Genomic DNA, 25134 nt, shown 5'->3' on the forward strand with positions numbered 1-25134 from the left:
TGGCAGCAGTAGAAAGGTGCGTACTTTTTATGGAAAAGACGTTGAAGAAGCTTCCCAAGAACGGATTGATCGTATCCTGCCAAGCGCTGGAGCACGAACCGCTGCATGGCGGCGATACCATGGCCAAGATGGCCAGAGCGGCTGTGCAATCCGGAGCCATCGGCATTCGTACCAACGGCATTGACGATATTATAAGAATTAAACAAGAAGTGGACGTTCCTGTTATCGGTCTTATCAAAAGAGATATTCCGGGATCTGACATCTTTATCACACCGACGCTGGAAGAAGTGAAGGCTATCGTCTCTGCCGGCGCAGATATCGTAGCATTGGATATAACGGATCGGGAAAACCGTCTGGAACAAGTAGTTCCTCTAATTGAATATGCACACTCCCATGGGGTTTCCGTGATGGCGGACATATCCACCTTCGAAGAGGGGATTGCTGCAGAGCGTTTAGGTGTGGATTTGATCGGAACGACGCTCTCAGGGTATACCCCATATAGTCCCCAGCAAGAGGAGCCGGACTTTGAATTGCTTGCAAGGCTTTGTCAATCGGTGAAGATCCCTGTTGTAGCGGAAGGGCGGATCTGGACACCGGAAGATGCCGCCAAAGCAATGGCTACGGGAGCTGCATATGTCGTTGTAGGCAGCGCGATAACGAGGCCGCAGTTGGTCACGGCCCGATACGTGAAGGCATTGAGTAACATATAAGGCCAGGGAAGGAGGGATGGCGATGAACTGCTTATTATTTGATCCGTTTTCCCTATACGCCATTGGGGTCGATGTAGGCGGTACCAAAATTAACGCCGGTGTCATCAGCAGTAAGGGTGATGTGTTACATTCCTTCAGCTTAAGCACACTAGCCGGAGAGGTAAATACAGCGCTTCGCATACAGGAGGCGGTACAAGGGCTATTGACTGAAGCCTTGCAACAACGGCCGGATCTCCGTTTCAAGGGGATCGGTGTAGGGACGGCAGGCCAGGTTGATCGCAACGACGGTAGTATTCGCTTCTCCTCGGATCTCATTCCCGGGTACATGGGCACGCCGTTAAAGAAGCTATTGGAGGATCGGTTTCAGCTTCCCGTAGAGGTCGATAACGATGTAAACGTACTTGCATTAACGGAAAAGAAGCTTGGCGCAGGCAAGAACGTACAAAATATGATTTGTCTGGCCGTGGGTACCGGTGTTGGAGGCGCGATTCTGGTGAATGGCCGCCTTGTACATGGGGCATGGGGCGGAGCCGGAGAGCTTGGACATATGTCCGTCGACTTCAAGGGAGAAACCTGTATCTGCGGGGGGATAGGCTGTCTAGAGCACTACGCGTCAGGCACTAGCATTGCACGCCGTATGAGGGAGCGTCTGGCAGCGAACGGAATGCCCCAAGGCAGTATCGATACAAGGGAAGTTATTGCCCGTTGGTACAGTGGGGACCCCGTAGCTGCAGAAATCATGCAGGATGCTCTCGCTGCGTTAGGTGCTGCCATCGCTACATTAATACACACGTTTAATACGGAATTAATTGTCATTGGCGGAGGTGTAGCGGAGGCGGGAGAAGCCCTATTTGAAGGTTTACGGCAAGAGGTGGACAAGAGAACGATCTCATCCCTGAAGCAAGGGGTACAAATAAGGCCCGCTTACCGTGGCAATTGGGGCGGTATGATTGGAGCCGCATTGCAAATTTGGGAATATAACGAGTAAAAACAAAGACAATATCGTCCCGCGTGCAAAAGAGATTGCATCGGGGCGATTTTATTATGGCAAAGGAGAGACACCAATGAAAAAAATGATCTTATGTTTTGGAGATTCCAATACTTGGGGCTATAATGCTGAAACGGATTCAAGGTTTGATGAGGAAACAAGGTGGACAGGTCTTCTGGCCAATCTGCTCGGCAGCTCTTATCGGGTTATAGAGGAAGGTCTTCCGGGAAGAACGAGCGTATTCGAGGATCCTTTGTTTGAAGGCTTATCCGGGTTCAACTATATTTATCCGTGCATGATGTCTCATTCGCCTTTGGACATGGTCATCATTATGCTGGGGACGAACGATACGAAGCAACGCTTCGGTGTAACTTCATACAATATCGCTCAGGGTATCACCAGACTTGCTGTGAAAGCAAAGGGGATTGCCGCAGGAAGAAATGGGAAGACACCTGAGGTTCTTGTAGTTTGTCCGGCCCCAATCGGCCCGCAATACATAGACAGTAAAGTGGGTAGTGCCATGGGATTAAGCTGCAGCGAAAAATCAGAAGGCCTTTCAAGTCATTTGGCCGTTTTGCTTGAGGGCAGCGGCATTCATTATGCTGATGCGAGGGATCAAGTTGTGATGAATGAAATTGATTATATGCATCTGGATGCGGAAGGACACCGAAAAATGGCAGCTTTCATGTTTCATCAGGTGAAACGAATTGTTTCTTAATAAAGGGTCAATAAGCGAGTTAACACACACGGCAACCATGTCGAAGAAAGCAGAATAATAAAATGTCCATTTCTCCTTCCGTATAGTATGCTAAACGTAGGTGATATTGCAGCATAAGGAACTCACGGAGGGGAATTCTATGTCAGCTTATTATAAGTGCTTCGCTTCCCTTGTAAGTATCGGACTGATTAGCTTGTCACTAGCTGCCTGTACGTCAAACCAGGGGCCGTTAAAAAACGGAGATATCCGCTTAGAAGCAGGGGCATCTACGACGTTTAAGCCTATTGAGATTACATGGTGGAACTTTCCGAATTATCAGCCTTTGGACGGTGAAGTCGGTAAATTTGAGAAACAGCTTGCTGCCGCCTTTTCCAAGAAACATCCGGATATTAAAGTTCGCATCGAGATGCTTACCTTCGAAGGGGGACCGCAGAAGCTGAATGTGGCTATAGCCTCCAATATGGCTCCCGACGTTATATACGATTCGCCCGGGCGGATTATCGACTGGGGCAAAAAGAAGCTCTTGGCACCTCTAAATGATATGATCAGCAATGAAGTGAAGGTCGATATTTCGGAGGCATTGTGGAAGCAGTCGAAGGTGGGCGATAACATTTATATGTATCCCATCAATACGACGCCTTTCATGATGGCGGTAAATAAAACGGTATTCGAGAGGATCGGCGCTGTGGACCTGCTCCCTCTGCAACGTCCCGACAGAACCTGGACCTTTGCTGAATATGAGAAAGCGCTTAAGGCAGTTCGAGATAAAGCACCTGATGTGATCCCCTCCGGCTTTTACGCCAAAAGCACAGCAGGGGATCAAGGTACACGCGCATATATCGCCAATCTCGGCCTATCCCGATTTTTGTCGGAGGATTACAGCAAGGTTGCGATCAATACCGAACAGGCGGGACATGCCTTGGATTGGATTGTAAAGGGAACGAAGGAAAAGCTGGTAGTAACCGGTGCTGCCTCCCTTGCGGCTACCGATGCCAATGATCTGTTTCTTCAGGGCAAGTTGGCCTTCAGCATCAATTATTCCGCTGTGCTTCGAGCGCAGAATGCTCCGCTTAAGAAGGTGCCGTTCGAAGACGTGCTCCTGCCTTATCCGACGGCAGACGGCTCGAAGCCCAAACTGGAGCCGTATCTGGGCGGGATGGCGGTGTTCGATAACGGCAATCCGGAGAAAATTGCCGCCTCGAAGAAATTCATTGATTTCATTGCAAACGATCCCGAGTATGGAAAGAAGAGCTTAATACAGACCGGTGGCATATCGGCAAGAAATTCGGTGGTAGGACTTTATAATGACGCTGAGTACAAATATGCCGAGACGGCACGTCAATTTGTAACGGACCCGCCTACGATCGCAGACGGATATGGTGAGATTCGTGCCCTGTGGTTCCATGAGCTGCAAAGGGCACTAACATTGGAAGCAACGGGGAAGGCCTCACTAGATTCCTTCGCTGCGAAAGCTGATGCAGCCATCAAGAAAGCTAAAGCGCAAGCGGATAAATAATAGTAGAGAAGAGCAGCGTTCAAGGACGCTGCTCTTCTTAGTCAACCCAGTGAGACCGGTATGGTTCCGGGATCGATCGTTTACTGCACTGATCTCAGTTGGTAATGGTAACCTGAATATCCTGCGGATAGTTGCCAAAGCCCTTGCCGAACAAGCTGACACCGCCGCAATTGACGGCCGTTTCGGGACATTGGATTCGGAATAAGATCTCCGAGCCGACTCGGATACCGAGCTGGTCTATGCGAACATCAGAGCTGCGTACTCCGTCAATGAATGAGCCCTCCCGTGTTACGGATATTGTCTTGTGAAGCCCATACTGGGTATCTCTCCACCAACTCGGGGTATACTGGCCTCTCTTGCTGCCGAAGTCGCCCGGGCAGGTCCACGTGGCTACATCCACGTTGTTCAACGTAAACGTAATATCCGAGGGCCAATTCTCGTTATAACTGGGAGCCTCCGAACAAATCTCCAGGGAAATGGCGATACTTGAGGCTTCCTCGCGACCCACCAAATAATTAGGAATGCGGTATTCCACATAACCGCTTGCGAACCACAGATGCTCTGCCTTCGTGTGCTCAGGATCGTCGAAGTATCGAGGGTCGTCCATCATTCCTATTCGCTTCTCCGAGGAGGCCAGCCCGCAGGTAGGCTTCACCTCATAACGGGAATACTGCCCGATAGGCAGCTCCACCGTATATCGGTTATGGTCGGCGGCTTGTTCCATAGATTCGGTTCGAAGTACTAATGTTAGCTGGTCAACCTTCAAGGAGCACCGCTTCTGGGTGCCCCGCTTTCCCACCAGGCTCTCTGTGAGCACAATTCCCGCCTCTTCGAGCTTCTGAATGTGCTTGGTAATGATGGCGGACGAGAAGCCTGTTGCCTCTGCGAGCTCACCGATATTATATGGGCGAGCATTTAAAAGCTCGATGATCCGAACTCGGGTTTCGGAGGAAAAGCACTCCAATACGTTCATATTCTTTGTTGTTACGTCAAGCTTCAATGTGTAATCACTCCCGTCAGCTATGATTATATAACTTATATGTTAACATATCAACATTTTGGTTGACTTTTGGGATATCACGCTCTATTATTTAACTGTGCAATAATTATATTAACAATAAGGTTAACTCATCGAGGGGAGAGTTTTCTATGACAACGGAAGTCATGCGTCCGGAATATCCGCGTCCGCAGCTTGTGAGAGAACAATGGTTGAATCTTAACGGAGCATGGGAGTTTGAATTCGATGATGACCGAATGGGTGATGGAGAGCAATGGGGGCTGGGAGCCCAAGGCTTCTCCAAGAAGATTCAGGTTCCTTTTGCCTATCAGAGCAAACTAAGCGGCATTGGAGATACAGACTTTCACGACCTGGTTTGGTATCGCCGCAGCTTCACCGTTCCTGCCGAGTGGACCGGCCGACAAATCCTGCTTCATTTCGGTGCCGTTGACTATGCGGCAACAGTGTGGGTGAACGGTCATAAGGTTGCTTTCCATGAAGGTGGGCATACGCCGTTTCATGCCGATATCACCTCGGCGCTCAGGTCAGGTGACAATGTAGTGGTGGTTCGGGCGGAAGACTTCAGTCGTGATGTTACGCTGCCCCGCGGGAAACAGTACTGGAAGGAAAATTCCGCTTCCATTTTCTATACAAGAACTACAGGGATTTGGCAAACGGTGTGGTTAGAGCCTGTGAATGAGCTTTACATAACCAAACTCAAATTCAAGCCGGATATCGATAGGAACGAAATTCAAATCCGGACCTTCTTGAATCAAGCACCGGCGGGAAGGAAGGTAGAAGCCCGAATCGATATTCGGTTTAAGAACGAATATTCCACAAGCACTACATTTAGCTTCACTCATGCGGAGGAGACAAGGAGCATAGGTCTGCATGATTTCAACGATCACGGGTTGGGCCGCTGGTGGACACCTCATAAGCCGAATCTTTACGATGTGACGATCACGCTGCTTGTGGACGGCAAGCCGGTCGATACGCTGGAAAGCTACTTCGGCATGCGGAAAATTACGGTCGAAGCCGGCAAGGTGATGCTGAACAACCGGGTTTATTTCATGAGGCTGATCCTCGACCAGGGCTACTTCCCCGACGGCATTCTGACGGCGCCTAGCGATGAGGCGCTAAAGCAGGACATCGAGCTGGCTAAGGCTATGGGCTTTAACGGTGCTCGTAAGCATCAGAAGATTGAGGACCCTCGCTTCCTGTATTGGGCGGATAAGCTGGGATATCTCGTCTGGGGCGAAATGGCCAACGCTTACAGCTACTCGGAGGACTACGTTCGCAAAGTGACGCAGGAATGGCAGGAAGCGATCGAAAGAGACTATAATCATCCGTGTATTGTGGTCTGGGTACCGATCAACGAGAGCTGGGGCGTCCCTAATATCCTCGTTGACAAGCGTCAGCAGCAGCACACGTTAGCCATGTATCATATGACCAAGTCGCTGGATGAAACCCGTCTTGTCGTCTCTAACGATGGATGGGAAAATATGAGCACCGACCTTGTCACCATCCACGACTATGCTTGGAAAAGGGAAGATCTGGAGGAGCGTTATTCCACTTTGGAGAAGACGCTTGGGACGAAGCCTCATCGCCGTGAAGTGCTTGTTGGAGGGACTGCCTATGAGGGTCAGCCGATTCTGGTTACCGAGTTCGGCGGGATTGCCTTCAAGAAGAGCGATTGGGAGGGCTGGGGATATTCCGGTGCGGAGAACGAAGAGGACTTCCTCAAGAAGCTGCATGACGTAGTAGAGCCGTTCCTGCAGTCCCCGTATGTTCAAGGTATCTGCTATACACAGTTAACGGACGTAGAACAGGAAATCAACGGGCTGCTAACGTACGATCGCGTGCCGAAGGCACCTTTGGAGGAAATCAAGAAAATCTTTAATGGACCGGTGAAATACTAAGTTGCCTTAGCGGTAAAGCGAATGTAACAAGAAAGCCACTTTCCCCGAACTAGCTTCGGTGAGGTGGCTTTCTTATATATATAACCGGCACCTGCACCCGCGAAGCTTGCCCGCGCAGGGTAGGGAGGATCAGCCGGCACGGCGGGAGCGGGCAAAAGATAATCCGGCAAGGAGCATGCCGGTCAGCCCCACCACGATGGCTACGATGGCCCCGGCTCGCCCGTTGCCAGTGCCGAAACCACCCGAGGAAGTGGCCAGATGCAGTCCGGCGAGGATTATGGCGATAAGTCCCAGCACCGCGGCTGCGATGGCTCTGGCTCGCCCGTTGCGGTTGGAGCGGGCCAGAGACAGCCCGCCGATGACCACGCTGACCAGCCCCACTACCGCGGCCGCGATGGTTCTGAGTCGCCCGGGGGTTAAACCGTAACCGATATTACCGTCGGTCACTTCAGCAGAGGCAATCGCCGGCACAAGTAGAAGCGTACAAAAAACTAAGAGTGAAAGCAGCTTCATTTTCATTTGTTACATTCTCCTCTTTTTCGTTTTGTTAGGTCAGAAGATTCAAGTTGCATCTTCATCGTGACAACGTAACGCACCCTGATAGGGGCCATGCTTTCTCCTCCTTTCACAGCCAAGTTTACACAACAAATATCGAGAACTTATGCAGATCTTCCTCTCTTTCCATGGATTTCTTTTAGAACCTAATAAATCGCGGTATAATTTTGGGTAAGCGATATAGGTCTCGTCAATGGAAGCAGACTAAAGGGAAAGTTGTGATGGGAATGGAACCGAAGCTGTTGCTTGTGGAGGATGAACAGGGCATGCTGGAGGAGATGCAGACTTATTTGCAACGGGAAGGGTTCCGGGTATTGACCGCTCGTACCGGTAAGGAAGCGCTCATGATAGCCCGGTCTGAACGGCCGGACCTCGTTGTGCTTGATTGGATGCTCCCCGAGAAAAGCGGAATCGACGTATGCCGCGAACTAAGGCAAACCTCGCAATGCGGCATTATTATGGTCACGGCCCGGTCGGATGAATCAGATAAAATTGTCGGCCTGGAAATCGGCGCAGATGATTATTTGACGAAGCCGTTCAGCCTGCGCGAGCTCGCCTCGCGCATTCGAGCTCTACTTCGCCGCTTACGCGGACCTGAAGACAGGCCGATTTTTTTGGAAAGAGATAACTTGATCATTTCCGAGGCCAAATGTCAGGTATTCAAAGACGGTCAGGAAATCCAATTGACACCTACTGAATTCAAAATTTTGTTCACACTGGCGGGTCGTCCCGGTATTGTCTTTAGCCGATTGCAATTGTTAAAGGCTGCTTTGGAGGACGAGTTCATGGGATACGAAAGAACAATGGATTCCCATATCCGGAATCTTCGCCGCAAACTGGGAGACGATCCTGCCGATCCTCGATATATTCAAACGGTATATGGTTTCGGTTATCGATTCGGTGAACGTTCATGAAGATGACGGTCCGCATGAAAATATTTGCCTGTATGGGACTGCTCGTGTTCATTGTAAGTATCACGTTTTCCCTTACAACGCAATTCTACGCAGCCGGTTTGTTCGATCAATTTCAAAGGGAGCAAATCGATGCCAATTATTTACGTGCTGCGCCCGAGGAGCAAATTGAAATCTTTAAGTCTTTTTTCCTGGAAAATATGCAGCTGAACGCGCTGTTTCAAGTCACACACGGCGTGCGCTTGTTCTTTTTTGTTGCGATCGGGTTGTTATTCAGTTTTTGGATATCAGGGGTGCTGACCCTCCCGCTCAAAAAGCTAATAGCCGCTATAGAGCGCGTGGCGTCGGGTGATCTAGACGTCAAAGTACCTGTAGACACAAAGGATGAGTATGGGAAAGTCGCCCGAACGTTCAATGATATGACGTTTCGCCTGCGAGAAGCCGAGGAAGCCCGCAGAAGATTGGTGGCCGATGTTGCTCACGAGCTTCGCACGCCGTTGTCCGTTATGCAGCTTAAGCTGGAAAATTATCAGCAGGCCGGACATCATGTCCCTCCGGAAATGCTGCTTCGGATTCATGATGAAGTAATCCGAATGAGCCTGTTAGTAGATGATCTGCATGTCTTGTCGCTCGCCGAAGCAGGCCGGTTGTCGCTCGATCGTAAACCGCTCGATCTGACGGTACTCCTGGAACGAATCGTAGACGACGTGAAATACGAAGCGGAAGAAAACGGATTGGACATTCGCCTTCGCCCAATTTCAAAGCCGGTTACCGTTATGGTCGACGTGAGAAGGATCACGCAGGTTTTCATTAATTTGCTGACGAATGCAATTCGTTACACGCCTGACGGGGGGATGATTACGGTCGAACTGAAAGACAGGGTCATTGAACGGGATGCGTTCTTTGCAAGTGTCTCGGTGATCGATACAGGCATCGGAATAAAGGAGGAAGAGCTGCCCCACCTTTTCGATCGATTTTATCGTGTAGACGAGGCACGCTCTCGGCATACAGGCGGTACGGGGCTCGGATTATCCATCGTTCATCATTTTGTAAGAGCTCACGGCGGTTTCATCCGCGTTGCGAGTCAGCCTGATGAAGGCACTATATTTACCGTATATCTGCCGAAAGGCAATGATAAGTATATGGAGTGAACGACAGGGACGGCAGCTCGGATAAACCTCCCGCGCCTTCGCGTGGGCCGCTCGCACTGTTTGTTAAAATATGGAAATCGAAGGTGTGGTGATAACGCAGGTGGCCGAAAAAACAAACAGAGGTGTCCCAAGGGCCATGAAATGGCTGAGGGGCACCCCCGGTTTCTGCGAAGTATTCGAATCAGACTCTTACACGGACTTCAGGACGGGTAATAAATAATCGTTTGATAAACAGCCTTATGGCGGGAAGTATTGCTGTAAACATGGGGCTTATCCGCTACAAAATGAAGCGCGTCACCCGCATTCAGATGGTACGATTCCTCTTGAATGGTAACGTGAAGCTGGCCCTGGAGGATCACAATATACTCTTCCACCCCTTCGTTATGGGGTTCCGAGTTATGCAAGCAGTCGGGATCCATCTCAACAATATAGACCTCGAATTTTTTTTGTTGATCGAACGGGATGATCGGATAGGCGCGGTACAGCCCCTCTTCCTCTCGAAAAGGCTCCATCTCACCGTAACGAATCAGCTTCACTTCCGGTGATTCCTCTTCAATCAGAGAAGTAAATGAAATGCGAAGCCCGTTAACGATCTTCCATAGGATGGAAATGGTCGGATTCGAATCACCGCGTTCGATTTGCCCTAACATCGCTTTGCTAACGCCGGTTAATTCAGCTGCCTGATCCAGACTGAGCGATCTCGCTTTGCGGATGTTCAGCAGGTTTCGGCCGATTTTCTTATGAATCTGATCTGTTTCCACGTTACAGTCTCCTTACTCATTCATACTTAAGCTTACGATATGTTAACCGGATCGGCGTTGATCGTCTCAGGGGAATGGTTCATCGCGTAGGCTAAATCCTCTAGGATTGCGCTGGAGGTAGGCATTTCACCGGCACCGCGTCCGCTGAACGTAAGCTCGCCCACGAGGTTGCCGGATAAATGCACGGCATTGAACTCATACATCACTCCGTATAACGGATGTCCCTCCGGGATAAGTCTTGGCTCGACGGTTAAATGCACGGTTCCGTCCTCGAGTTTCTCAGCGGAGGCGATTAATTTCCAGCGGGCATGTTGTTCTTTAGCATAGGCGATGTCATTGGAGGTCAAGTGGGTGATACCCCGGCGAACCACCTTGTCAGGCGTTGTATCCACACCCCAGGCTAGCCGAGCTAGGATGATCAGCTTATACATGCTGTCGTAGCCCTCCACATCCGACGTCGGATCCGCTTCGGCGAAGCCCAATGCTTGTGCCTCGGCTAACACCGTATCGTAATCCAGCGATTCGAGCATCATTTTGGTCAAAATGAAATTCGTCGTGCCGTTCAATATCCCTGAGATACGTTCGATTTTATTATAACGGAGAAACTGGGAGAGCACGCCGAGAACCGGGATCCCTCCGCCGACGCTGGCTTCATACAGCAAATGAACGCCCATCTCCTTGGCCAACCGGAGCAATTCCGAGCCATGTTTGGCCATAAGCTCCTTATTCGCCGTAATCACATGTTTCTTGGAACGGAGTGCTTCTTCTATATACGTTTTGGCGGGCTCGACGCCTCCCATCACTTCTATAACAACTTGAAGTCGACGATGGGAAGAGAGTTGTTTGTAGTTATCGAATAAAAGCTCCGGATGAATGTCCACGCTTCTCGGCTTCGACAGATCTTGAACCAAGACACCGCAGAGCTCAATCTTTCCACCGAAGCTTTCTTTTTGCCTCTCGGCATTGCCGGTCAATGCTTTCACCACGCCGCTGCCTACCGTACCTAAGCCGAGTAAGGCGATTCCGATCGAATCTCTCGTTTGCTCCATAGCCATCCCCCTTAAAATAAAAAAACCTCTTCCAAGAAGAGGTTAGAACGGAATCGTCCTCTTCTTATCTTTCGGAACCTCGTTCCGATGGATTTAGCACCTTATCCCATTGATGGGCCGGTTGCCGGGTTTCATAGGGCCAGTCCCTCCACCTCTCGCAATAAGAAAAGCTGTTTATACAGCCGGATATGAAATTATTGACTTTTATTGTATTGGACTTCTTCCGGATTGTCAATTTATAAATGTTCGTTAGCGGATAAGTTAGGTAAAATATGTATTTACATTATAGCATACGAGTGTATAATATAACATATAAGTACACTAAAACGCACATTTATTTCACTATAACATACATTCTTGTAGTGTAGCTCCCACCCTAAGGAGGTCATATTCATGACGAGCCAAACGTTTGCCTTATATCTTCGGCAGCAGCTTGCCGAGCTAAAAGCCCAAGGACTGTTCAATACGATTGAGCCTCTGGAAAGCGCGAACGGCCCTATCATTCGTATGAACGGCCGCAGCTTGATCAACCTTTCTTCCAACAATTATTTGGGGCTGGCATCGGACACCCGTTTGGTCGCGGCGGCGATCGAAGCGACGCAAGCGTTTGGCGCAGGCAGCGGTGCCGTCCGGACGATCAACGGTACCTTACAGCTTCACGCCAAGCTTGATGAGAAGCTCGCGGCATTTAAGCAAACCGAAGCGGCGTTGAGCTTCCAGTCGGGTTTTAACTGCAATATGGCTGCCATTTCTGCTGTCATGGGTGCGGATGACGCGATATTATCGGATGAACTGAACCATGCGTCCATTATCGATGGCTGCCGTTTAACCAAATCAGCCGTTATTCGTTACCGACACTCGGATATGAACGATTTGCGTGCCAAAGCGAAGGAGGCCAGGGAGTCCGGCAAATACAAGAACATCATGGTGATTACCGACGGCGTCTTCTCGATGGATGGAGATATCGCCAAGCTGCCTGAAATCGTGGATATTGCCGAGGCTTTCGATCTCATTACTTATGTGGATGACGCCCACGGTTCGGGGGTGCTTGGCGGTGGAGCGGGCACAGTAAAGCATTTCGGCTTATCCGCCCGAATTGACATTCAGATCGGGACGTTATCGAAGGCGGTCGGTGTCGTAGGGGGGTATGTGGCCGGGTCGCGCGAGTTGATTGAATGGTTAAAGGTACGCAGCCGTCCGTTTTTGTTCTCTACTGCGATGCCGCCGGGCTCCGTTGCGGCTTGTATCGCGGCGATAGACATTTTACAGGGCAGCAAGGAGCTCCAGGACCGGTTATGGGAGAATGCCGCCTACCTGCAGCGCGGTCTTAAAGAGCTCGGCTTCTCTATAGGGCACACACAAACCCCGATCACGCCGTGTATTCTCGGAAATGAGGAAGCGACGCAGCAATTCAGTACCAGGCTGTACGAAGAGGGCGTTTATGCCAAAGCGATTGTTTTTCCGACCGTGCCGAAGGGGTCCGGGCGTATCAGGAACATGCCTACGGCGGCGCATACGAAAGAGATGCTCGACCAGGCGCTTGCCGTTTATGAGAAGGTCGGTCATGAGCTGGACTTGATATAAGGAGGTGCTTACCATGAAGCGAATCATGGTGACCGGAGCCCTGGGCCAGATCGGTTCGGAGCTGGTGGTACGGCTGCGCGATATTTATGGAGAGGATTCCGTTCTGGCGACGGACATCCGGGAGGGGCAGAGCGAGGCCGCCTTATCCGGCCCATTCCGCATCCTTGATGTGTGCAATGGGCCGTTGATCCTGGAGGCGGCCAGGGAGCACCATGCGGATACGATCATTCACCTTGCGGCACTGCTTTCCGCAACAGCGGAGATCAATCCTGTATACGCATGGAATTTGAATATGGGCGGATTGGTTAATGCGCTCGAAGCGGCGCGACAGCTCGGGTGTCAATTTTTTACGCCTAGCTCTATTGGAGCATTCGGAGCGGGCGCCCCCAAAAAGGGCACGCCTCAGGATACGGTACAGAGGCCTTTGACCATGTACGGGGTCAACAAAGTGTCCGGCGAGCTGTTGTGCGACTACTACTTTCATAAATTCGGCGTAGATACGCGAGGGCTGCGCTTCCCGGGATTAATTTCTCACTGTACGCCTCCCGGGGGCGGTACGACGGATTATGCCGTCGATATGTATGTGGATGCTGTTCGAACGGGAAGCTATACCTCCTATTTGAAGCAAGGGACCTTCCTGGACATGATGTATATGCCCGACGCGATTGACGCGGTGATTCAATTGATGGAATCGGATGCCTCCCGGCTGAAACACCGCAATGCCTTTAATGTAACCGCCATGAGCGTCGATCCGGAGCGCATAGCCGCAAGCATCCGAAGGCATCTGCCGCAATTTGAGCTCAAGTATTCCATCGACCCGGTCCGCCAAGCGATTGCGGAAGGATGGCCGGATTCGATTGATCCGACAGCCGCAAGGGAGGAATGGGGCTTCCGGCCGCAGTACGACTTGGAACGAATGACCGACGATATGATGATCAAGCTCGCAGCCAAGCTGAACTGCAGCAAAATGATAAGCTGATTCGTGCAACTGTGCTGATAAGGAAAAGGGACTCGAAGCTCCTTCAATAGAGTGCTTTTCTTCGTTGACAGAGCTTCTTTGGTTTGCTATCCTGAATTCAGGAAAACGTTTGGGCTTGTTTTCTTGCGAAGAACCGGAAGGAGCTGCTTGCGATTGACCACCTTGAAGGACATAGCTACATTCGTAGGCGTTTCCATTTCCACCGTATCTCGGGTTATTAACAACGATACGAGCAGACACATCAATCCCGATACAGCCGCCAAAGTCTGGCATGCGGTCCGTGAGCTCGGATATGAACCGAACGAATCCGCTCGTACGCTGGTGAAGAACGGCAGAGAGAAGTCCCGGCCTTCCAAGCAGATCGGATGCCTGGTATCAGGTCCTCATATTCGTGACGGCCATCCTTACTTTTCTCCTATCATCTCAGGTATGATGAACCGCTTGAACGAAACCGAGTATTCACTTGCTTTCGTCCATACCCCCGAGGAAGCAACAGCTGAAACGGCGCTAACCAGAATGATTCTCGAGCACCGAATCGACGGCTTGATCGTGATTGGCTGGATTAACAATACCCTAATCGAATATATAAAATCGACGACGCTGCCTGTGGTTGGCATCAGTGCGTCGGGCTTGGATATTCCCCTTGTCGATTACGACCGGACGGCAGCCGCTAAGTCGGCCGTGGAGCATCTTCTCCACGCCGGTCACCGCAGCATCGCTTTCGTAGGGGGCGGCGGCCATAACGGAGCGCTGGATACCGAGGAACGCTATCAAGGCTATAAGTATGCGCTGTTTGAAGCGGGGATCCCTTTGAATACTTCCTGGATCATAAACACCCACTGGAATATAGACAACAGCTTCAAATTCGTAAGCGAGCTCATTAACCGGGAGCGCGGTTCCCTGCCGACGGCGTTATTCGCGGCCAGTGACCAGCTCGCCATTCCCGCCATGCGCGCCGTCATTGAGGCCGGCTTGCGAATCCCGGCAGACATGGCTGTGATGTCAATGGATAACATCGATATCGCAAAATATACGACACCGCCGCTTTCTTCGGTACACGTGCCTAAAGCCGAAATCGGGATGACGGCAGTAAAGACGCTGCTGGATCAAATTCAAGCGGATTCGCCCCAAGCATCGAAGGTGCTGCTGCCTTACCGGCTCATAATTCGCGAGTCATCAAGCCCCGTGTCCCTTACACCTACATAATGATAGTCAAGCTTAGTCTTGACTACTTTTTTTGCTTATTAGGATAACGTTTTCCTGATTTGGGTGCAAACATTGCCGGCTTCGAAATAACATATATTCTTAAGGAGGTGAGGCCGCAAGTATAACAGCCGCATTACAAGCTTCGTGTACATCCGCTTTGATTTACATATTGTTAAAGTAAGCAAGGGCACTCTTATCGGTTCCAAAGCGTAGATATACCCTAACTGAGAGGAGAAATCAACTTATGAAAAAAGTGACTGCCGTCTTAATCGGTGCCGGAGACCGTGGCTCTTACGCCTACGCTCCTTACGCTTTGCATTATCCCCACGAGCTGGCGTTCGTTGCGGTGGCTGAGCCGAACGAACAGCGCAGGCAAGCCTTCGCGGAAGCGCATGGCTTATCCTCAGAACAGACATTCGAATCGTGGCAAGAGCTGCTGCAAAGTCCTTCTGTCGCCGATATTGCCATCATCTGTACCCAAGACCGCATGCATCTCGAGCCGACGCTGAGGGCCCTTGAGCAAGGCTATCATGTCCTGCTGGAGAAGCCGATGTCGCCCGATCCGAAACAATGTGTAGAGATGGAGCTTGCGGCAAAGAAGCATAACAGGATGCTTTCCATCTGTCATGTATTGCGGTACACGCCCTTCTGGCAAACGGTGAAACGTGTCATCCGTGAGGGTAAGATCGGCGACATCGCTTCCGTTCAGTTGAACGAGAACGTGGGCAATCTTCATATGGCGCACAGCTTCGTCCGCGGCAATTGGAACAACTCCGACGTCTCAAGTCCGATGATACTGGCCAAATCTTGTCATGACATGGACATCCTTGCCTACGTCCTCGACAAGCCATGCCTTCGCGTCAGCTCGTTCGGTTCGTTGATGCACTTCAAGGAGGAATGCGCTCCGGAAGGCGCTCCCGAGCGCTGTCTGGACGGCTGTCCTGCGGAAGCGAGCTGTTCCTATTACGCCCCGCGATATTACCTGGGCGAAGGCAGCGGCTGGGCCCGGAAAATTACTGGGGATACGAGCAAGGAAGGGATACTGCATGCGCTGCGTACCACGCCGTACGGTCGATGCGTATACCGCAGCGACAATAACGTAGTCGACCACCAAGTGGTGACAATGGAATTTGAAGGCGGAGCCACGGCGATGTTCAGCATGTGCGGCTTTACGCATGACAATACGAGAATCGTTCAGATTATGGGCACCAAGGGCGAAATTCGCGGCAATATGGAAGAAAACCAGATCACGGTATACGATTTTGTTACGAGGGAACAAAGCGTGATCCGGCTGCATGATTCGAAAGTAGGTCATAACGGCGGCGATGTAGGTATCATCCGTGATTTTCTTAATCAAGTGCGCGGAGAGAGCAAGGGAGAAAGCTTAACCTCCGCGTCCGTATCCGTTCGAAGCCACTTGATGGCGTTTGCTGCGGAGGAATCCCGCTTGAAGGGCGGAGCTCCGGTGGATATTACGTTATTTCACGAGAGGCTGACCGAGGGTCTGCATTCCGGCAAGGAAGAAAAGTCCCTGTAATAGGACTGGAAAACATAGAGGCTGACCAAGCTAAGATCCTGGTCAGCCTTTTGCGAAAGCGATGGGAATTTATTTATTCTTCTGAGCCAAGGCATCGTTCATTTCCTTAGTAATTTTCACTAGGTTCGCATCATTTTTCAATGCGGTGATGAATGCATCATAAGCCTCTATTTTTTCTTGGCCAAGGATTACTTTTACACGCATGTCATCCACCTTTTTCTTCAGATCCGGCATCAGCTTGGTTTGGGCCTCGGAGAAAAGGCCAATGGACGGGTCCTTAGGTGCAGCTTGCTCTCGTTCGGCGTAGATTTTTTTGTTGAGCTCGTAAAACTCTTTAGGAATACCGGGAGATACCGTTACCAGGTCGATATTGTTTTGAATCCAGACCCCTTGGAAATTACCGTTAAGCAGGTCTTGGTTAAACCTTTCCGTTGTCTTCTTCTGTCCGTCTGCTTCCGTATAGTGTACATCCTTAATGCCATAGTTGGCCAAGTTGTTCCCTTCAGGACTGTATCCGTAGTCCATGAATGCGAGGATCTTTCGAACCTTCTCCTCGGGAACCTTCTTGGGAATGCCGAAGGCACCGTAGTAGCCCGCCGTGGCAATGGTAAATTTGTTGCCTTTCGGACCCTTTAGGTAGGAGAGAGGAACGATGGCGGCGTCCGGCTTCGTTTTGCGCAGCTCTTCCGTAAATCTCCACCCGTTATTCATGGAATAGCCCGCGGCTCCCGCTTTTCCGCTGTTTAACGCTTCATTAATATTAGACAGCTTCAAAACGGAGAAATCCGGCGAGATGAGGCCATCTTCGTACAGACCTTTAATATAGAGCAGCGCTTCCCGGGAGGCCTCCTCCGTCATAATAGGAACAAGCTTTCCATCCTTTAGCTTCCAGTCTCCATTGGTGTCGTTGTAAAGATTATAGAAGAAGGATAGGCTTCCCAAGGTGGCGGCATAACCGGTGGTATCCTTTTGCCCGTTTCCGTCAGGGTCGTTGCCCACGAATGCTTTCAATACGCTTTTGAAATCGTCAACGGTTTCCGGCATCTTAAGATTCAGTTTATCGAGCCAATCCTTGCGGATGAGTGGGAACAAACCGCCTCCGACAATGGGATAAGGTCTGGGAATGACATAATTTTTACCGTTGATCTTGGTGTTCTCCCATGCATAAGCAGGAACGTTCTTAAAGTTGGCGTAATCCTTAAGGAAGGGCGTTAGATCCCAGAATGCGCCCTGAGACACAGCGCTTCGAAACTGGGCTTGATTCAGGTCTTCCATATACAAGAGGTCGGGAATATCCCCGGAGGCGAGCGTAACATTCGTTTTCTCGATGATGTTGTTCGGCGAAACCCAAGTGACATTCAGCTTCGTGTTCGTACGTTTCTCGATTTCTTTCCACATAAAGTTGTCTTTATCTGCGAATTGGGTTCCATAGTTAATCACCATAATGCTGATGTCCGTAGGTTTGGCGTTTCCGCCGGCTTCGGGCCTTTTGGCCCCGGGTGCTTCCGTTCCCGCAGAGCTGCATCCGCTTAAGAGCGCGGTGCCCATTACTCCGAGGGCGGTTAGGGAAAGCAGGGTTTTGCTGCTTTTTGTTCTGATCATAGATAAACCTCCTTAAAATAATGTACATCCAATAGCTGTATACGCTTACCCCTTAACAGAACCCACCATTGCCCCTTTGGCAAAATGCTTCTGAAGGAAAGGATACACACACATGATCGGTACGGTAGAGATGATGACAGCCGCCATTTTCAACGTCTCGGGAGGCATGCGTACCTCCGAAGCGATCTGCGTGGAGGTCCCTCCGACGGCGGTTGTCGGATCGATGAGCATTTGCTGCAGCAGGACCTGCAGAGGCCATCGGGTATGGTCGTTCATATAGATGACGGCGGTAAAGAAGGTGTTCCAATAGCCCACGGCGAAGAACAAACCGAAGGCCACAAGGGCAGGCAGGGACAAGGGCAGGATGATCCGGAAAAAAACGCTCAGCTCCGTGCAGCCGTCGATTCTTGCCGCTTCCTCCAGGCTGTCGGGAATACTATCGAAAAAGCCTTTCATTAAAAGGATATACCAGCCCCCGGTTAAGGAGGGGATGATGAGGGACCAGAGGCTGTTCAGCATGCCCAGCCCTTTCACGATCAAATAAGAAGGAATTAAGCCTGCTTGCAGGATGGTCGTAAGAAAGATCAGCAGCATCAAACTGCGGCGAAATCGTAGCCTCTGCCTCGAAATGGCGTAAGCTATTCCGGAGCTGACGATCAAGCTTAGCAGGGTGCCCACTGTAGCCAGAAAACCGCTGACCTTCGCAGCGTTCATAAAATTGGGTGTTGATATCAAATACTTGTAGGCTCCTACTGTCCAGTTGTCCGGAAACAAAACGAACGGCTTCTGATAATATTCCGTGGGATCGGTGAAGGAAACTACGGTAATATAGTAAAACGGAAACAAACATATAAGGCTGAGCAGGGATAGGAACAGGATGTTGAATGCGTTAAATAGTTTTTCACTGAGGGAAATACGCATAGCGAACCACCTTTCATTAAGGCTGCGGATTCTTTTAGAAGACCCCTTCATCACCCATTCGCTTAGCAACGTTGTTGGCGAGAAGGACAAGCAGAAAGCCTACTGCCGACTTAAATAAGCCGACTGCGGTGCTGTAGCTGAAATCGCCTTGCTGAATCCCTTTGCGGTAAACATAGGTATCGAAAACATCAGCAACCTCGGATACGGCGCCGTTCATCATCAGATAAATCTGCTCGAAGCCGACATCCATCACGTGCCCCAGACGCAGAATCAGTAAGATAGCGATTACATTTCGAATCGAGGGTAAGGTAATATGCCAGGCCTGACGCAGCTTGCCTGCACCGTCCACCTTGGCTGCTTCATAGAGCTGGGGATCGACGGAAGCCATAGCAGCCAAAAAAATAATCGTTCCCCAGCCAGCTTCCTTCCACATGGATTGAAAGGTAAGCAGTATCCAGAAATAATCAGGTTCGGTTAGGAAGGCGATCTTAGGGCCTCCGTAATAGGCAATGATCTTATTGATCAAGCCTTCTGACTGGGACAGCATGAGGAAGGTAAGTCCGATGATAATGACCCAGGATAGAAAATGCGGTAAATAAATAATAGTTTGTACCATTCGTTTGAACATCATGCTCCGCAATTCATTTAACAAAAGTGACAAGAGAATTGGAAAGGGAAAGAAGAAAGCTAAGTTGAGCAGACTAATCGCCATGGTATTGCGGAAGATCATCCAGAAATCGTCATCGGTGAACAAGGTTTGAAGATGATCGAGCCCGACCCAAGGACTTTGCAGCATCCCCATATAGGGAGAATAATTTTGAAAGGCGATGATCACTCCGCCTAGCGGGATATACTTGAAAATCACTAAGTACAGGAGTCCCGGCAAAGCGAGCAAATACAAGTACCGGTCCCTTACGAGATCGCTTAGGACTGTATTTCTCAACTTTGTTTTCTTGGGTATCGCAGTTCGTTGCTCGGCAGGAATGGTTGTCATAGGAGGCCTCCTGACAAATTTGTTATGAACTTTACGATAAAGAACGTTAGGATTTCAGGCAATAGCAATCTCTTTCGCTTTCCCATGGGATTCTCAAAACACTTGCGGAACCGGCAGGGATGGCCGTTGCACTCTCTTGCAGGGAAGAATACGGAGAAATAAAGTGTTATCAAGACTGCGTAAGCAAGGAAGGGGAGGTGGAAAATGGGCTTCTCTCGCTATAAAGGGGCTTTCTACAGAAAAAGCCTAATCACGATTCTGCTGATCACCTGTATCCCTATTGCCTTAATGGGCGTTACTTTATACGCAATGGGCACGGGCCGCATCGTTAAAGAGTTGAACGGTTCCCATCAGAAGCAGGTGAATCAGTCAATCCAAAGACTGGATGACTATATGTCCCAATTGGAGTTATTCGTGGCACGGCTTAGTATGGAGCCTTCGTTCAACAGCTCGCTGGAGGACACGAATTTCATTCAGCAGTTTGACAAAACGAAAGAAATCGACCGATTCTTAACGCTGATGCGGGATACGAACCCGTTGATTCAGGAGGTGGCTCTGTACATAGAAAAATCCGATACGTTTCTCAGCAACGATGCCGGCTACAGGCAAATTCGTAACGAGGCGGAGAGTGCCGCTTTTCGAGAATTGCTTCGTCAGGATAAAGATATCGCTTGGAATAATGCCGTCCCTTTTCCGGCACGTTATCAGAGCGGGCATGCCGTCATTGTGAAGCTGAAGACGAGTATTTACGATACAAAAGCCTATGGTGCGTTTATTGTTTATATCAACCAGAAATTTATTAATGATTATTTAAGTCAAGTCACGGTGGAGGATGCACTAACGCTGCTGATGGAAAAGGGAGGGCCCCTAGTCTCGCTCTCTTACAACAGCAGCCGGGGGCCGCTGAACGAAGCGATGCTGGAACAGATAAAGGCCTTATCTCTAGAAAACACGGTGAGCACCATGAAATATCATAACGAACAATATTCGGTATCCCATGGATCGCTTTCGCGGTTCGGCAAAAACTGGAGTTATTTATCCGCTGCGCCATTATCCGCTATCATGAAGCCTGTGCAATTTATTTCCACATTGATCCTTTTGGTTAGTGCGGCAGGAATCGTAAGTGCGTTGATTTTGTCATGGTTTGCTTCGGAACGGATTTATAAGCCGTTTCGTCAAGTACTCGGTTTGTTCCAAAAGGAGTTCGATTCAGAGGGGACCGATGAAGCCGTTTATATTGAAAAACAGTGGGTTAAGCAGCTGAAGCAGCAGCAGGTACTGGAAGCCAAGGTGAAGCAATCCATCCCATCCATGAGGGAGAGCTTCCTCATGCAGCTGCTTCAGGGACATCTGTATTATTTTAATGAAGAAGAAATCATGGCCAAACTTCATTTACTGGATTGGGATTTGGACAATCACCGGTTTTCCTTCCTAGCTTTTCAGCTCAGCGGGGCGTTCGATAAGGTGTCTTTCTCCAACAAGGACGAACAGTTGATTACGTTTGCCCAGTACAATGTCGTACAGGAAATCTGCTCCACCCGCTTTGACAAGCATTTTGTGATTAATTATCAAAACTTATCCGTCGGAGTAATGATTGCTTTCTCGTGGGATATGGCGGACGAGGAAATTCAATCCGGCCTAAGGGAGCTGGCGGAGCAAATCGTGTCGTCGCTTGCGGCTGTTTTGAAACGGCGGGTTACGGCTATCATCGGCAAGACGGCCGACTCCATTATGGAAGCCCCGGATTGTCTGGAGGAAGCAAGGAATGCGCTGCAGTATAGGGATCTTAACGAAAGCAATCAAATTTTGCTCCTTGATGAACTGAACCCTAAGGAGGGGAGAACCATAGCCTATCCTTTTGAAATCGAGAAGGGAATTATCCACGCCCTTCGCTCCGGAAACGTCGAAGAAGCAGGGAACGGCTTGCGATTGTTCATGAAGAATGTTCACAGTCAAACGGGATTGCACCTTGTCATCCAAAACGCGCTTGTGAAGCTGTTGGGTTCTGTCCATGAAGCGCTGTTGAAATCCGGGGTGAACATGATAGAGCTGTATGAGGGCTCCAACCTGTATCAGGACTTAATGGGTTTGAACGAAACCGACGAGAAAGTGGAATGGTTTGAACAGAAGGTGTTCGCTCCTTTCTTAACCGCAGTCCACAGCTCTCAAGAGCTTCAGATGCAGAATATGATACAAAAGGTGATTCAATATTTGGAGCAGCACTACACGAAGGATCTCACTTTCGAGTCTATTGCAGATGAATACGGGGTCAGTATGACGAAGCTAAGTCGAGCGTTCAAATCTGTGACCGGCTGCACCTATACGGATTATTTGACCCGGCTTCGCTTGGAGAAATGCAAGGAGCTTCTTATGACTACCGACATGAAGGTCAATGATATTGCAGAGCTTCTTCGATATCAGCCGGCTTATTTGATCCGAATATTTAAGAAAGCGGAACAGATGACTCCGGGTCAGTACCGCGAGCAGCACAGCTCTTCTGCGGCCGGGGGCCTTAAATGAGCTTGAGGCGAGACAACGATTGTGCCAATAAGAAAAAGCCTGCCCTCAGCGATGGTGCTAAGGCAGGCTCGTTTGCGTTATGGTTGTAGGGCTAGGGGAGGGTCTACCTATCGGAGCCGGTTTTGGCCTCCGGCATACTCTCGCGGTATTTCCCCGGCGGAATGCCTTCCAGCTTTTTAAAGGCTCGGATAAATACGACGTGGGTCGTATACCCGACCATCTGTGCGATCTTGGCATTCGTCAAATCTTTATTCTCCATCAGACGCTTCGCCTTGTCGATCCGTTTGCGTGTGATGAAATCAAGCAAGTTGAGTCCGTTGTTCTTTTTGAAAAACATCGAAATGTACTGCGGCGTCATTTGCAATCGTTCGGCAATCATCGCAAGACCCAGATTCGGATCGTCCAGGCTGCTCTCCACCAGCCGTATGATTTCCTGGAGCAGCTGCGTACTGTGGTCGGTCCGATCCGCCTTAAACGAGCGGGCGAGCGTTTCATACAGCTCGATGGTTTTGCGGTACATCCCTTCGGCCGTCGGATTGCTGAACACCGCCTTAATCGGATCGAAATCGGGTCCCAGCCATTCCTCTTGCACCATGTTCGTGGAGTTGACGATTTTCAAGAAGGTGCTTGTGATGTTGAAAAATAAACATTTGCCAAGCTCCGGCGTAATATGGCTGGAGTCGAAGTTCATGGAATAGATTGTGCCGAGAAGCTTCAAGGCGCTTTCTGCATCGCCGCTTCGCACAAAATTGACAAGCTGCACTTCGATCTCAAGCGGATAATAGTAATGCTGTTTGACGTCGGTAATGTCCTGGAAATGGATAACGACGTTCCTTCCTTTAATGATTCTATAATCAAGCGCCGCCAGGGCTTCCGCATAGCTGTCACCGATTTGCTTTTCACCGTGATGAACGCCTCCGACGGCAACGGTCACGTCGATTTTGAAGCGCTGCTGAATCACTTGATGAAGCGACTCGGCAATGTCCCGTAAATAGTCCGCCTCCTGCTCCGACTGCTCCGCGGGCAGATTGATCAAGAGAGCTATCCGGTCCCGTTCCAGCTCTACGGCGAAGCCCTTGTGATGAGACCGCACCAAATCGACGCCGATATTCGAAATAATGAAGCGGACCAGCGCCCACTGCTGTTCGGACTCCGTTGAGGTAAACCGGGACATGTCCTCGATCTGAACAATTATAACGGCGAACCGGTCGCTTACAAAGGAAATATCCATGAATTGGAGCGACTTCTCGCTTTCCGGGGAGCCGTCAATGTCCGCATAGCCGCGAATGAGCCGGGATAAATAGTTGGCCCGGATGACCGGCGTCTGCTGAGCCAGAAGGCTGCGCAGGTTGTTTTCTTCGTGCAAGGAGCCCTCGAAGGTTTGCCGGATTAACTCGTATTCGTTGGAAGGCTGATGTCCGCTGAGCTGTTTGCCTCCCAGGATCGCATGGATCGTTTTTTGGAGAGGGCGGTAGTTACGGTAGGCCGCAGCATACACAGCAAGCAGACCTGCTGCTACGCAAATGGCGAAGAGCCATAAGGCCCAAGTCTGGATTTGGTTGACCTGCTTCATAAACACATTCTTCGGGGTGACGGAAACGTATTTCCAGCCCTCCTTCAGCGACGGGGTGAAGGATACCATCTGATCCACGCCCGCGAGCGGGTAGGCGAAAGGCTCCGCGCTTTCGTTCATGCGCGCCAGCAGCTCCTTCGGCAGCGGCTTATTGTCCGTACCCATCACGATTCTTCCCGAATCATCAATAATATAGATGGCGCTTTGGCTCGCATATTCGAGCTGTGCGAACATTTTCTTGATTTGGCTTTGATCGATTAATACGACGAAGCTGCCGAGAATATCCTGCGTGGAACGGATCGGCAGCGACTGGACGTAGGTGACGACGTCCGTCGGCCCGGAATCGATGCCTGCGGCCGATTGTCCATCCGTTCCCTGCTTCAAAGGAGCGGCAGGAATAAACGTCGCCGGATGGAAACGGGTCAGCTCCGTGTGCCACTTGTCGTATGTCATATCTTCATAGCTGTAAAATAAGCTGTAGAAGGTTCGGGAATCCGTCACCAGGTCCGGTTTGACAATCGTATCGCTGCTTGCGAAATAAACGTAGTAATCGAATATGAAATTACTTGTCAAGCTGCGGTAACGGCCAAGCGAATCACGCATGAATTCGATAAACAGGAATTTGTCGGAAGCGGAAGCGTCGGAAGGAATCTTGAGCAAGTAATCCAGCTTCGGATTCAGCGCAACCTGAACCATCAAATTATCCACCTCGGTCAGCTTGCTGTCGAGTGAATACCTCAGCTGCTCGAGCATCGCGATGTTCGAGCGGTTCGCCCCCAGCTCCAAGCTCTTCTCCACCTTGGTATACAGGAACAAGCCCATGGCAAGCGGAACCATCAGAATGACCAAATGGGAAACGAACATTGTCATAAGCGCACTTTTACGATTGCCGATCGGAAGCAGGCGCAGCAGTGTTTTCATAAGCGTCACGTCCATTTTCAAT

At 50.2% G+C, this 25134-nt stretch carries 20 protein-coding genes and 1 riboswitch; of the genes, 12 read left to right on the plus strand and 8 right to left on the minus strand.

The window, feature by feature from the left end; translation table 11 throughout:
- Positions 1 to 29 precede the first annotated feature (29 nt).
- The 4 genes from RAC89_RS30880 to RAC89_RS30895 all read left to right on the plus strand — a co-directional run bounded on the left by RAC89_RS30880 (position 30) and on the right by RAC89_RS30895 (position 3932).
- Complete coding sequence (locus RAC89_RS30880; protein ID WP_306617491.1) at positions 30 to 710, plus strand: N-acetylmannosamine-6-phosphate 2-epimerase; 681 nt, start codon at positions 30 to 32, stop codon at positions 708 to 710.
- A gap of 22 nt (positions 711 to 732) precedes the next feature.
- Positions 733 to 1698, plus strand: coding sequence for an ROK family protein (locus tag RAC89_RS30885; protein ID WP_306617493.1), 966 nt, complete (start codon positions 733 to 735; stop codon positions 1696 to 1698).
- A complete protein-coding gene (locus RAC89_RS30890; RefSeq protein WP_306617495.1) occupies positions 1661 to 2416 on the plus strand; it encodes an SGNH/GDSL hydrolase family protein in 756 nt (251 codons plus the stop codon). The genes RAC89_RS30885 and RAC89_RS30890 overlap by 38 nt, the downstream gene beginning before the upstream one ends.
- Before the next feature lie 139 nt (positions 2417 to 2555).
- Positions 2556 to 3932 carry an ABC transporter substrate-binding protein gene (locus RAC89_RS30895; RefSeq protein WP_306617497.1) on the plus strand — a complete coding sequence of 459 codons (1377 nt, stop codon included), beginning with the start codon at positions 2556 to 2558 and terminating at the stop codon, positions 3930 to 3932.
- A gap of 94 nt (positions 3933 to 4026) precedes the next feature.
- On the opposite strand, the gene RAC89_RS30900 is transcribed toward RAC89_RS30895, so the two are convergent.
- Positions 4027 to 4932, minus strand: coding sequence for an ArsR/SmtB family transcription factor (locus tag RAC89_RS30900; RefSeq protein WP_306617499.1), 906 nt, complete (start codon positions 4930 to 4932; stop codon positions 4027 to 4029).
- 149 nt (positions 4933 to 5081) lie between these two features.
- On the opposite strand from RAC89_RS30900, the gene RAC89_RS30905 reads away from it, so the two are divergent.
- Positions 5082 to 6848, plus strand: coding sequence for a glycoside hydrolase family 2 protein (locus tag RAC89_RS30905; RefSeq protein ID WP_306617501.1), 1767 nt, complete (start codon positions 5082 to 5084; stop codon positions 6846 to 6848).
- 129 nt (positions 6849 to 6977) lie between these two features.
- Here the strand turns inward: RAC89_RS30905 and RAC89_RS30910 are convergent, their stop codons facing one another.
- Complete coding sequence (locus tag RAC89_RS30910; protein ID WP_306617503.1) at positions 6978 to 7367, minus strand: DUF6223 family protein; 390 nt, start codon at positions 7365 to 7367, stop codon at positions 6978 to 6980.
- A gap of 263 nt (positions 7368 to 7630) precedes the next feature.
- Here RAC89_RS30910 and RAC89_RS30915 point away from each other — a divergent pair, with 263 nt between their 5' ends.
- Positions 7631 to 8317 carry a response regulator transcription factor gene (locus RAC89_RS30915; protein WP_306617505.1) on the plus strand — a complete coding sequence of 229 codons (687 nt, stop codon included), beginning with the start codon at positions 7631 to 7633 and terminating at the stop codon, positions 8315 to 8317.
- Positions 8314 to 9465, plus strand: coding sequence for a sensor histidine kinase (locus RAC89_RS30920; RefSeq protein WP_306617507.1), 1152 nt, complete (start codon positions 8314 to 8316; stop codon positions 9463 to 9465). Before RAC89_RS30915 ends, RAC89_RS30920 begins: the two co-directional genes overlap by 4 nt.
- Positions 9466 to 9665: 200 nt before the next feature.
- Here the strand turns inward: RAC89_RS30920 and RAC89_RS30925 are convergent, their stop codons facing one another.
- Complete coding sequence (locus tag RAC89_RS30925; protein WP_284645225.1) at positions 9666 to 10226, minus strand: helix-turn-helix domain-containing protein; 561 nt, start codon at positions 10224 to 10226, stop codon at positions 9666 to 9668.
- Positions 10227 to 10258: 32 nt separating this feature from the next.
- Positions 10259 to 11275: a homoserine dehydrogenase gene (locus RAC89_RS30930; protein WP_306617509.1), complete on the minus strand. Its 1017-nt coding sequence runs from the start codon at positions 11273 to 11275 to the stop codon at positions 10259 to 10261.
- A gap of 61 nt (positions 11276 to 11336) precedes the next feature.
- Positions 11337 to 11442, minus strand: a riboswitch (SAM riboswitch).
- A 226-nt stretch (positions 11443 to 11668) separates the two neighbouring features.
- Between RAC89_RS30930 and RAC89_RS30935 the strand changes: the two genes are divergently transcribed.
- From RAC89_RS30935 to RAC89_RS30950, 4 genes are all read left to right on the plus strand, one after another.
- Entirely contained in the window at positions 11669 to 12859 is a 1191-nt protein-coding gene (locus tag RAC89_RS30935; RefSeq protein WP_306617511.1) for a glycine C-acetyltransferase, read from the plus strand.
- A 13-nt stretch (positions 12860 to 12872) separates the two neighbouring features.
- Positions 12873 to 13838 carry an NAD-dependent epimerase/dehydratase family protein gene (locus RAC89_RS30940; RefSeq protein WP_306617513.1) on the plus strand — a complete coding sequence of 322 codons (966 nt, stop codon included), beginning with the start codon at positions 12873 to 12875 and terminating at the stop codon, positions 13836 to 13838.
- 153 nt (positions 13839 to 13991) lie between these two features.
- Positions 13992 to 15044, plus strand: coding sequence for a LacI family DNA-binding transcriptional regulator (locus RAC89_RS30945; protein ID WP_306617515.1), 1053 nt, complete (start codon positions 13992 to 13994; stop codon positions 15042 to 15044).
- A 244-nt stretch (positions 15045 to 15288) separates the two neighbouring features.
- Positions 15289 to 16581 (plus strand): Gfo/Idh/MocA family oxidoreductase, encoded by a 1293-nt coding sequence (locus RAC89_RS30950; RefSeq protein ID WP_306617517.1) that lies wholly within the window; start codon positions 15289 to 15291, stop codon positions 16579 to 16581.
- 69 nt (positions 16582 to 16650) lie between these two features.
- On the opposite strand, the gene RAC89_RS30955 is transcribed toward RAC89_RS30950, so the two are convergent.
- The 3 genes from RAC89_RS30955 to RAC89_RS30965 are packed head-to-tail and all read right to left on the minus strand — an operon-like array spanning position 16651 to position 20098.
- Positions 16651 to 18183 (minus strand): extracellular solute-binding protein, encoded by a 1533-nt coding sequence (locus tag RAC89_RS30955; RefSeq protein ID WP_306617519.1) that lies wholly within the window; start codon positions 18181 to 18183, stop codon positions 16651 to 16653.
- A gap of 45 nt (positions 18184 to 18228) precedes the next feature.
- Positions 18229 to 19104 (minus strand): carbohydrate ABC transporter permease, encoded by an 876-nt coding sequence (locus RAC89_RS30960; RefSeq protein WP_306617521.1) that lies wholly within the window; start codon positions 19102 to 19104, stop codon positions 18229 to 18231.
- A 34-nt stretch (positions 19105 to 19138) separates the two neighbouring features.
- A complete protein-coding gene (locus tag RAC89_RS30965) occupies positions 19139 to 20098 on the minus strand; it encodes an ABC transporter permease (RefSeq protein ID WP_306617523.1) in 960 nt (319 codons plus the stop codon).
- 204 nt (positions 20099 to 20302) lie between these two features.
- Here RAC89_RS30965 and RAC89_RS30970 point away from each other — a divergent pair, with 204 nt between their 5' ends.
- Positions 20303 to 22618 (plus strand): AraC family transcriptional regulator, encoded by a 2316-nt coding sequence (locus tag RAC89_RS30970; protein ID WP_306617525.1) that lies wholly within the window; start codon positions 20303 to 20305, stop codon positions 22616 to 22618.
- Between the two features lie 103 nt (positions 22619 to 22721).
- On the opposite strand, the gene RAC89_RS30975 is transcribed toward RAC89_RS30970, so the two are convergent.
- Positions 22722 to 25127: a helix-turn-helix domain-containing protein gene (locus RAC89_RS30975; RefSeq protein WP_306617527.1), complete on the minus strand. Its 2406-nt coding sequence runs from the start codon at positions 25125 to 25127 to the stop codon at positions 22722 to 22724.
- Positions 25128 to 25134: the final 7 nt, after the last annotated feature.

The sequence above is a fragment of the Paenibacillus sp. GD4 genome, assembly GCF_030846225.1.
Taxonomy (GTDB): domain Bacteria; phylum Bacillota; class Bacilli; order Paenibacillales; family NBRC-103111; genus Paenibacillus_G; species Paenibacillus_G silviterrae.

Excerpts from the sequence above, each read along its gene's own strand:
- RAC89_RS30950 (WP_306617517.1), top strand. The coding sequence starts at position 15,289 with ATGAAAAAAGTGACTGCCGTCTTAATCGGTGCCGGAGACCGTGGCTCT.
- RAC89_RS30970 (WP_306617525.1), top strand. The coding sequence starts at position 20,303 with ATGGGCTTCTCTCGCTATAAAGGGGCTTTCTACAGAAAAAGCCTAATC.
- RAC89_RS30895 (WP_306617497.1), top strand. The coding sequence starts at position 2,556 with ATGTCAGCTTATTATAAGTGCTTCGCTTCCCTTGTAAGTATCGGACTG.
- RAC89_RS30975 (WP_306617527.1), bottom strand. The coding sequence starts at position 25,127 with ATGGACGTGACGCTTATGAAAACACTGCTGCGCCTGCTTCCGATCGGC.
- RAC89_RS30940 (WP_306617513.1), top strand. The coding sequence starts at position 12,873 with ATGAAGCGAATCATGGTGACCGGAGCCCTGGGCCAGATCGGTTCGGAG.
- RAC89_RS30960 (WP_306617521.1), bottom strand. The coding sequence starts at position 19,104 with ATGCGTATTTCCCTCAGTGAAAAACTATTTAACGCATTCAACATCCTG.
- RAC89_RS30930 (WP_306617509.1), bottom strand. The coding sequence starts at position 11,275 with ATGGAGCAAACGAGAGATTCGATCGGAATCGCCTTACTCGGCTTAGGT.
- RAC89_RS30880 (WP_306617491.1), top strand. The coding sequence starts at position 30 with ATGGAAAAGACGTTGAAGAAGCTTCCCAAGAACGGATTGATCGTATCC.
- RAC89_RS30920 (WP_306617507.1), top strand. The coding sequence starts at position 8,314 with ATGAAGATGACGGTCCGCATGAAAATATTTGCCTGTATGGGACTGCTC.
- RAC89_RS30965 (WP_306617523.1), bottom strand. The coding sequence starts at position 20,098 with ATGACAACCATTCCTGCCGAGCAACGAACTGCGATACCCAAGAAAACA.
- RAC89_RS30915 (WP_306617505.1), top strand. The coding sequence starts at position 7,631 with ATGGAACCGAAGCTGTTGCTTGTGGAGGATGAACAGGGCATGCTGGAG.
- RAC89_RS30910 (WP_306617503.1), bottom strand. The coding sequence starts at position 7,367 with ATGAAAATGAAGCTGCTTTCACTCTTAGTTTTTTGTACGCTTCTACTT.
- RAC89_RS30935 (WP_306617511.1), top strand. The coding sequence starts at position 11,669 with ATGACGAGCCAAACGTTTGCCTTATATCTTCGGCAGCAGCTTGCCGAG.
- RAC89_RS30905 (WP_306617501.1), top strand. The coding sequence starts at position 5,082 with ATGACAACGGAAGTCATGCGTCCGGAATATCCGCGTCCGCAGCTTGTG.
- RAC89_RS30955 (WP_306617519.1), bottom strand. The coding sequence starts at position 18,183 with ATGATCAGAACAAAAAGCAGCAAAACCCTGCTTTCCCTAACCGCCCTC.
- RAC89_RS30885 (WP_306617493.1), top strand. The coding sequence starts at position 733 with ATGAACTGCTTATTATTTGATCCGTTTTCCCTATACGCCATTGGGGTC.